General features: G+C 60.1%; 5 protein-coding genes. 3 read left to right on the top strand and 2 right to left on the bottom strand.

Going from position 1 to position 7,940, the window contains the following annotated elements; genetic code table 11:
• Positions 1 to 900 precede the first annotated feature (900 nt).
• Positions 901 to 2,562 carry a SulP family inorganic anion transporter gene (locus tag KGA97_RS28400; protein ID WP_223481912.1) on the top strand — a complete coding sequence of 554 codons (1,662 nt, stop codon included), beginning with the start codon at positions 901 to 903 and terminating at the stop codon, positions 2,560 to 2,562.
• Between the two features lie 177 nt (positions 2,563 to 2,739).
• Here KGA97_RS28400 and acnB read toward each other — a convergent pair whose 3' ends face one another.
• The gene (gene acnB / locus KGA97_RS28395) at positions 2,740 to 5,349 is read right to left on the bottom strand and encodes a bifunctional aconitate hydratase 2/2-methylisocitrate dehydratase (protein ID WP_032832425.1); all 2,610 of its coding nucleotides are present in this window, start codon (positions 5,347 to 5,349) and stop codon (positions 2,740 to 2,742) included.
• Between the two features lie 408 nt (positions 5,350 to 5,757).
• Between acnB and KGA97_RS28390 the strand changes: the two genes are divergently transcribed.
• Positions 5,758 to 6,228: a DUF1289 domain-containing protein gene (locus KGA97_RS28390; protein WP_008028699.1), complete on the top strand. Its 471-nt coding sequence runs from the start codon at positions 5,758 to 5,760 to the stop codon at positions 6,226 to 6,228.
• A 102-nt stretch (positions 6,229 to 6,330) separates the two neighbouring features.
• Here the strand turns inward: KGA97_RS28390 and KGA97_RS28385 are convergent, their stop codons facing one another.
• Positions 6,331 to 7,194 (bottom strand): universal stress protein, encoded by an 864-nt coding sequence (locus tag KGA97_RS28385; RefSeq protein ID WP_008028696.1) that lies wholly within the window; start codon positions 7,192 to 7,194, stop codon positions 6,331 to 6,333.
• Positions 7,195 to 7,355: 161 nt separating this feature from the next.
• Between KGA97_RS28385 and KGA97_RS28380 the strand changes: the two genes are divergently transcribed.
• Positions 7,356 to 7,940: tRNA-(ms[2]io[6]A)-hydroxylase (locus KGA97_RS28380; RefSeq protein ID WP_223481911.1), on the top strand; the 585-nt coding region annotated here is incomplete at its 3' end.

Genomic DNA, 7,940 nt, shown 5'->3' with positions numbered 1-7,940 from the left:
TACCCTCGCTCCGGTCCTGCTCCGTGGGCCCGCCGCCATCGGCCATCCATGGCCGGGGGCGGCTAACCCGGCATCCATGCCGGGTTGCCCACTGCGCAGAACCTGCGCTCGGCCTCTCGAGGGGGCGTGTACCTCAAGATCAAAAGCGGAAGGCGAGCTAACGCTCGGCCTGATGAGTGGTGGAAATCAAAAGCACACACGATTCCTGTAGGAGCCGGCTTGCCGGCGAAAAGCGTTTGGACAACGCGTTCATTCAGACAGCCCGCGTTATCGTTGACGCCCATCGCCAGCAAGCTGGCTCCTACAATTTTGAGTCGTGTGAACCCAATCCCCGTGTAGGAGCCGGCTTGCTGGCGATAGCGTCCATCCAATCAATAAATGCGTCGACTGACCCACCGCCATCGCCAGCAAGCCGGCTCCTACAGGGGATCGGTGTACATGTCCGGAATGAGTGAGCGCATCAGAGAAGGACAACGCGTACGCAAATGAGCCAGGTCGGCTTTCAGGCCGCCTCGGCGGCTGTGGCGGTAGTCGCCCCCTCGAGAGGCCGAGTGGAGGTTCTGCGCAGTGGGCAACCCGGCATGGATGCCGGGTTAGCCGCGCACGGCCAAGGATGGCCGATCGCGGCGGGCCCACGGAGCAGGACCGGAGCGAGGGCATGCCGAGCCACAGCGAGGCACCGAACGAAAGGGGCAAGAGCGCTTTGGTTACTTTCGCGCTTTTCGAAAGTGACTCGCTGTAAAAGCGAAACCATTAGCGGCCGTTACCAAAAAAACGGATATGCACACGGCCAGCGTTTTTATGGCATGGCACCTGATCCAGAACACCTGTCCCCAAGGATAAACAGCTAAGCTGCGGCTGCATCGGCGCGCCGTAAAGCGCCGTCTCTGGAGACGCTACATGGCTCGTACCCCCGGCGCATCGGCGCAACCCCGTGCCGATACACCTGACCGTTGGCTGGACGTACTGGCCGGCCTGTCGATTGCCGGGTTGTTGCTGCCCGAGGCGGTCGCCTATTCCAGCATTGCCGCGTTGCCGCCACAGGCCGGGGTGATTGCCTTGTTTGCCGGGCTGCTGTGTTACGGACTGTTCGGCACCAGCCGGTTCGCCATCGTGTCCGCGACCTCGTCGTCAGCGGCCGTTCTGGCTGCCGCCACCGCCACGCTGGCCAATGGCGATCCGGCCTTGCGCATGAGTCTGGCGATCGGCCTGGTGCTGATGACCGGAGGTTTCTTCCTGTTGGCCGGGTTATTCAAGCTCGGCAGCGTCACCTCATTCATCGCCAAACCGGTGCTGCGCGGCTTTGCAGTGGGGCTGGCCGTGACCATCATCCTCAAACAAGTGGCGAGCATCGTCGACGTCCACTTGAGCACCGGCAACCTGATCCGTTTCCTGCCGCAACTGCTGGAGCAGTGGCCGCAGTGGAATAAAGTCGGGGCATTGGTCGGGGCGGTGGCGTTGCTGGTGTTGTGGCTGTGCGCGCGGGTCAGGCGTTTGCCTGGCGGTTTGCTGGTGGTGACGCTCGGCATCGCGGCGGGCCAATGGCTGAACCTGCCAGCCTACGGGGTCAAGCTGATCGGCGTCATCGATCTGAGTCTCGAAGTGCCGCAGCTCCCGGTGTTGCCGTTCACTGACTGGTTGCGCTTGGGTGAACTCGCGTTCGCCATGGTGATGATCCTGTATGCCGAGTCTTACGGCTCGATCAGCTCGTTTGCGCTCAAACACGGCGACCGGGTGTCTTCCAACCGCGATCTGCTGGCCCTCGGTGCGGCCAATCTTTTATCGGGACTGTTTCATGGTATGCCCGCAGGCGCTGGTTATTCTGCGACATCGGCCAATGAAGCGGCGGGGGCCGGTTCGCGTCTGGCCGGGATTGTGGCGGCCGGGGTGGTGCTGCTCATCGTCCTGACGGTGTTGCCGTGGATCGCCCTGACTCCCGAGCCGGTGCTGGCCGCCATCGTCATTCATGCCTTGGCCCGTGGCTTGAGCCTTCAACCGTTGGGCCGGTATTTCATCTGGCGTCGCGACCGCCTGCTGGTGATTTGCGCGGTGGCGGCGGTGCTGGTGCTGGGCGTGCTGGACGGCTTGCTGCTGGCAGTGGCAATCAGCGTGGTGCTGATGCTCAAGCAGATGTCATCGGCGGATATCCAGGTGTTGGGGCAAATGGCCGGAGGTCACGATTTTATTGACCTGCAACGACATCCCGACGCGAAGGAAATCCCCGGTGTGCTGATCGTGCGGCCCAGCGAGGCGCTGTTTTTCGCCAATGTGGAGCGCATTCTCGGTGGTGCGTTGCGTCTGGCGCGGCACGCGGAGCCGCCGGTGCATACGGTTATCCTCAGTCTCGAAGAGTCGCCCGATCTGGACGGCACCAGCATCGAAGCGCTGGAAGCGTTCTTTTTGCAGGTGCGTGCCGAGGACAAACTGCTGATCCTGGCGCGGCTCAAGCATCAGGCAAAAGCAGCGCTGTCGAAGTTGCCGGCGCAGGAACTGGAGCAGGTGATTCTCAGCGGCCTGAGCGTCGATGTTGCCGTCCAGCAAGCCCTTAAGCTATCCGCATAACCCTGTGGGAGCGAGACCGGCTTGCCGGCGATAGCGGAGGATCAGTCAACATCGATATGAATGTACTACCGCTATCGCGAGCAGGCTCGCTCCCACAGGGGATTGGTGCAAACCTTTCGGGCATAAAAAAACGCCGCTCATCTCACGATGGGCGGCGTTTTTTACAGCGTTGTAACGTTAGGCTTGAACGACCGGGATATTGGCGTTCGCAGCAACTTCACGGAACTCGGCGATCTGGTCGAAGGACAGGTAGCGGTAAACATCAGCCGCCATGCTGTCGATCTTGCCAGCGTATTCCATGTACTCCTCGACGGTCGGCAGGCGACCCAGGATGGACGCAACGGACGCCAGCTCGGCCGAAGCCAGGTAGACGTTCGCGCCGTCACCCAGACGGTTCGGGAAGTTACGGGTCGAAGTCGACACAACAGTCGAGTTCGGCTCTACACGTGCCTGGTTACCCATGCACAGCGAGCAGCCTGGCATTTCCATGCGGGCGCCAGCCTTGCCGTAGATGCCGTAGTAGCCTTCTTCGGTCAGTTGGTGAGCGTCCATCTTGGTCGGCGGCGACAGCCACAGACGGGTTGGCAGCTGACCCTTGACCTGATCCAGCAGTTTACCGGCAGCGCGGAAGTGACCGATGTTGGTCATGCACGAACCGATGAACACTTCGTCGATCTTCTCGCCAGCAACGCTGGACAGCAGACGGGCGTCGTCCGGATCGTTCGGCGCGCAGAGCACAGGCTCTTTGATGTCGGCCAGGTCGATTTCGATGACTTCAGCGTATTCGGCGTCAGCATCGGCAACCATCAACTCTGGGTTGGCAACCCAGGCTTCCATCGCTTGAGCGCGACGTTCCAGGGTACGTGCATCGCCGTAGCCTTCGCCGATCATCCAGCGCAGCAGGGTGATGTTGGAGTTCAGGTACTCGGTGATCGACTCTTTCGACAGCTTGATGGTGCAACCGGCAGCCGAACGTTCAGCCGAGGCGTCGGACAGCTCGAAAGCCTGTTCGATGCTCAGGTTGTCCAGGCCTTCGATTTCCAGGATGCGGCCGGAGAAGGCGTTCTTCTTGCCTTTCTTCTCGACGGTCAGCAGGCCAGCCTGAATCGCGAAGTAAGGAATGGCGTGAACCAGGTCACGCAGGGTGACGCCCGGTTGCATTTTGCCTTTGAAGCGCACCAGGATCGATTCCGGCATGTCCAGCGGCATAACGCCAGTGGCGGCGGCGAACGCTACCAGACCGGAACCGGCCGGGAACGAAATGCCCATCGGGAAACGGGTGTGCGAGTCACCACCGGTACCGACGGTGTCCGGCAGCAGCATGCGGTTCAGCCAGCTGTGGATGATGCCGTCGCCCGGACGCAGGGAAACGCCGCCGCGGGTCATGATGAAGTCTGGCAGGGTGTGGTGGGTGGTCACGTCGATCGGCTTAGGGTAAGCCGCGGTGTGGCAGAAGGACTGCATTACCAGATCGGTCGAGAAGCCCAGGCACGCCAGGTCTTTCAGTTCGTCACGGGTCATCGGACCGGTGGTGTCCTGAGAGCCGACGGTGGTCATTTTCGGTTCGCAGTAGGTGCCAGGACGAACGCCTTTGCCTTCTGGCAGACCGCACGCCTTGCCGACCATTTTCTGTGCCAGGGTGTAGCCCTTGCCGGTGTCGACAGGTGCTTCAGGCAGTTTGAACAGGTCGGTAGGGCCCAGGCCCAGTTCAGCACGTGCCTTGTCGGTCAGACCGCGACCGATGATCAGCGGAATACGGCCGCCGGCACGAACTTCGTCCAACAGGACCGGGGTCTTCATTTCGAAGGTGGTCAGGACTTCGTCGGTGCCGTGTTTGCAGACTTTGCCAGCATGCGGGTACAGGTCGATCACGTCGCCCATGTTCATGTTGGTAACGTCGAATTCGATCGGCAGTGCGCCGGCATCTTCCATGGTGTTGTAGAAGATCGGAGCGATTTTGCTGCCGAAGCAGAAACCGCCGGCACGCTTGTTCGGCACGTAAGGAACGTCGTCGCCGAAGAACCACAGCACCGAGTTGGTGGCGGATTTACGCGAAGAACCGGTACCGACCACGTCACCGACGTAGGCGATAGGGAAGCCTTGACCGCGCATTTCTTCGATCTGCTTCATCGGGCCGGTGACACCCTGGACGTCAGGCACGATGCCTTCGCGGGCCATTTTCAGCATGGCGAGGGCGTGCAGCGGGATGTCCGGGCGGGACCAGGCGTCCGGAGCAGGGGACAGGTCGTCGGTGTTGGTTTCGCCGGTGACCTTGAACACGCGCAGGCTGATCTTGTCGGCCAGGACAGGGCGGTTGCGGAACCACTCGCCGTCAGCCCAGGACTGGATCACGCCTTTGGCGTGTTCGTTGCCGTTGCGGGCTTTTTCCGCGACGTCGTGGAACGCATCGAACATCAGCAGGGTGTGCTTGAGCTGAGCGGCAGCGACAGCAGCCAGTTCGGCGTTGTCGAGCAGGTCAACCAGGGTCACGATGTTGTAGCCGCCCTGCATGGTGCCGAGCAGTTCTACAGCGCGTTTCTTGTCGATCAGAGGGGAAGTGGCTTCGCCTTTGGCCAGGGCAGACAGGAAACCTGCCTTTACATAGGCCGCTTCGTCCACGCCAGGCGGAATGCGATTGGTGATCAGGTCAACGAGGAAAGCTTCTTCGCCAGCCGGGGGATTCTTCAGCAGCTCAACCAGGCCTGCAGTTTGTTCGGCGTTAAGCGGCTGGGGAACGATACCCAGTGCTGCACGCTCTTCGATATGTTTGCGGTAGGCTTCAAGCACAGTTATTACCCTCATCAGTGGTCCCAAATGGGTGTCCGGGACGCTCATCCCGAAATTGCCGTACTCATGCGCTGCGTGGCGTTGTGGGCCACTTAGCCAGAATTACCGACAATTCCTTACAGAAGCTGCTTTCAAAGTTTTACGCCTGCAGAACGGGGAGCTGATGAGGGTTGGCGTTGGGCTTTTCCCCGCTGGAAAAACCCTTCGCCAACACCGCTCTGAAGGAACGACTGTGCTCGTGACGCTTTGAAAACAGCTTCTAACGGACATTGGCGCCTTAAAAGGCTGGCTGATTCTACGGCAAAAAAAATTTAAAGGTAAGTTGGGCTCTCAACTTTGAGGGGTGATGAATGTTAGACAAAGGGCTAACATGCCCGCCTGTTCTGCTTTCCCGTGCTTTGTTGACCTATGCCCAATCAGACCATCAAGACCCCCTGCGTCGGCCTTTGCTCCACTGTTTACGGTGACTTGGTCTGCCGTGGCTGCAAGCGTTTCCACCATGAAGTGATCAACTGGAACGGTTACAACGAGGAGGAAAAACGCGCGGTATGGCTGCGGCTGGAGCAACTGTTGTCCCAGGTGATGGCCAGCAAACTGGAAGTTTTCGATCCCCAGCGCCTGCGTCTGCAACTGGAGCAGCGCAAGATTCGCTTCGTGCCGCATCAGTCGGAATATTGCTGGGCCTATCAATTGATCGCCCGAGGCGCGCGGGTGATCAACAATCTGGAAGCCTACGGGATGGTGTTGATGCCGGAGTTTCGCGACTGGAACCTGCCGGAGCTGCGGGATGCGATTGATCGGGAGTTCTTTTTGCTCTCCGAGGCGCATTACCAGCGTTACATCGCGCCCGGATTCCTCAAGGATGCGTTCGGGGGTTAACCCTTAAAAGCTTCGCGGGCAAGCCTCGCTCCTACAGGTGAACACGTAACCCTGTAGGAGCGAGGCTTGCCCGCGAAGGCGCCCTGATGGGCTCCGCAAATCTCAATGATGAGACACCATCTCTTCCAGATGATCCTCAATCTCCTGCGGCTTCAACACCAGCACATCGCTCTCCACCGCATCCAGCACCACCTCCGCCGTATTGCCGATCAACGCGCCGGATATTCCGGACCGCGCCACGGTGCCAATCACGGTCACCGATGCGCCCAACGTGTGGGCCATGTACGGAATCAACACATCCGCCGGACCTTCCGCGATATGCAGGTGCTCATTGTCAATGTCGAACTCGGCTTGAAACGCTATGCACTGTTCGCGGTAACGCGCCTCGATGGTTTCGCTGAGCTGCAACGTAGGGTCCGCCGCCGACAGCATCGGTGAAGGATGAGCGCTGACCACATGCAGATGCGCCTTGGCCAGGCTGGCAATGTCATAACCGTGATCGATGATGATGTTGTGCAGGTGACGGTGTTCGTCATCGGTATTGCCGACATCAATCGCCGCCAGGACCACACCGCCTGCCCAGGGTTTCGAGGTTTTCACCAGCAGCACCGGAGTCGGACAGTAACGCAGCAGTTTCCAGTCCGCCGGGGTCAGCAGGGCTTTTTTCAATGAGCTGTCGGGGTAATGCTGCTTGATCACCAGCCCGCAACCTTCGGCTTGCTGCACATCGACGATGGTTTCGTGCAGGCTTTCGTTCCACGCCTGCTCGGTGGTCACGCTGTAGCCATCCGCGAGCAGCGCTGCCTTGAGCACACCGAGCATGCCGCTGTGGTCATGCTTGCGGTCGCACACCAGCAGATGCAGATGAGCCTGGGTTACCCCGGCAATCAGCTTGGCCCGTTTAAGCGCCAGGCTTTCCGAGTGTTCGGGTTCGATGACCACCAGAATGCTGCGAATGGCTTGCATGATCGGGATCTCCAGAGGGAAAAAAAGCATGGCGTTGCACAACTATAGTTGCTGGTCGCGCATCCGGGACTTGATACATATCAACGGTCGTGGCTGGTGGTCTGGCGGCGGGCCGGTATAATCGGCGCCCTTCGTTTTGAACCTTTATGTCCGTGAGCCCCATGATCCTTCCCGAAATTCACGAGTTCCTCGGTTGCCGCACCCCTGACGGCTGGGTCCAGGCCGCGCTGGCCGATCAGGAAACCTTGCTGATCGACCACAAGAACTGCGAATTCAAGGCGGCCAGCACGGCATTGAGCCTGATCGCCAAGTATCACTCCCACGTCGATCTGATCAACCTGATGTCGCGGCTCGCCCGGGAAGAGCTGGTGCACCACGAACAAGTCATGCGCCTGATGAAGAAGCGCAAGATCGAGCTGCGCCAGCTGTCGGCCGGGCGGTACGCTTCGGGTCTGCGCAAAGTAGTGCGCAGCCATGAACCGGTCAAGCTGGTCGATACCCTGGTAGTCGGTGCGTTTATCGAAGCCCGCAGCTGCGAGCGGTTCGAGGCGCTGGTGCCGCACCTGGACGAGGAACTGGGCAAGTTCTACTTCGGTCTGCTGAAAAGCGAGGCGCGGCACTTCCAGGGTTACCTGAAACTGGCCTACCAGTACGGTGACGCCAAGGACATCGCTCAGGTGATCGAGCGGGTTCGCGCTGCCGAGCAGGAACTGATCGAATCGCCGGACGTGGAATTCCGCTTTCAC

Origin of the sequence: Pseudomonas sp. BF-B-15 (genome assembly GCF_019946675.1) — a bacterium.
Taxonomy (GTDB): domain Bacteria; phylum Pseudomonadota; class Gammaproteobacteria; order Pseudomonadales; family Pseudomonadaceae; genus Aquipseudomonas; species Aquipseudomonas migulae.
Note: the sequence above shows the minus strand (reverse complement) of the source record. Positions and strands in the feature narration are given on the sequence as shown.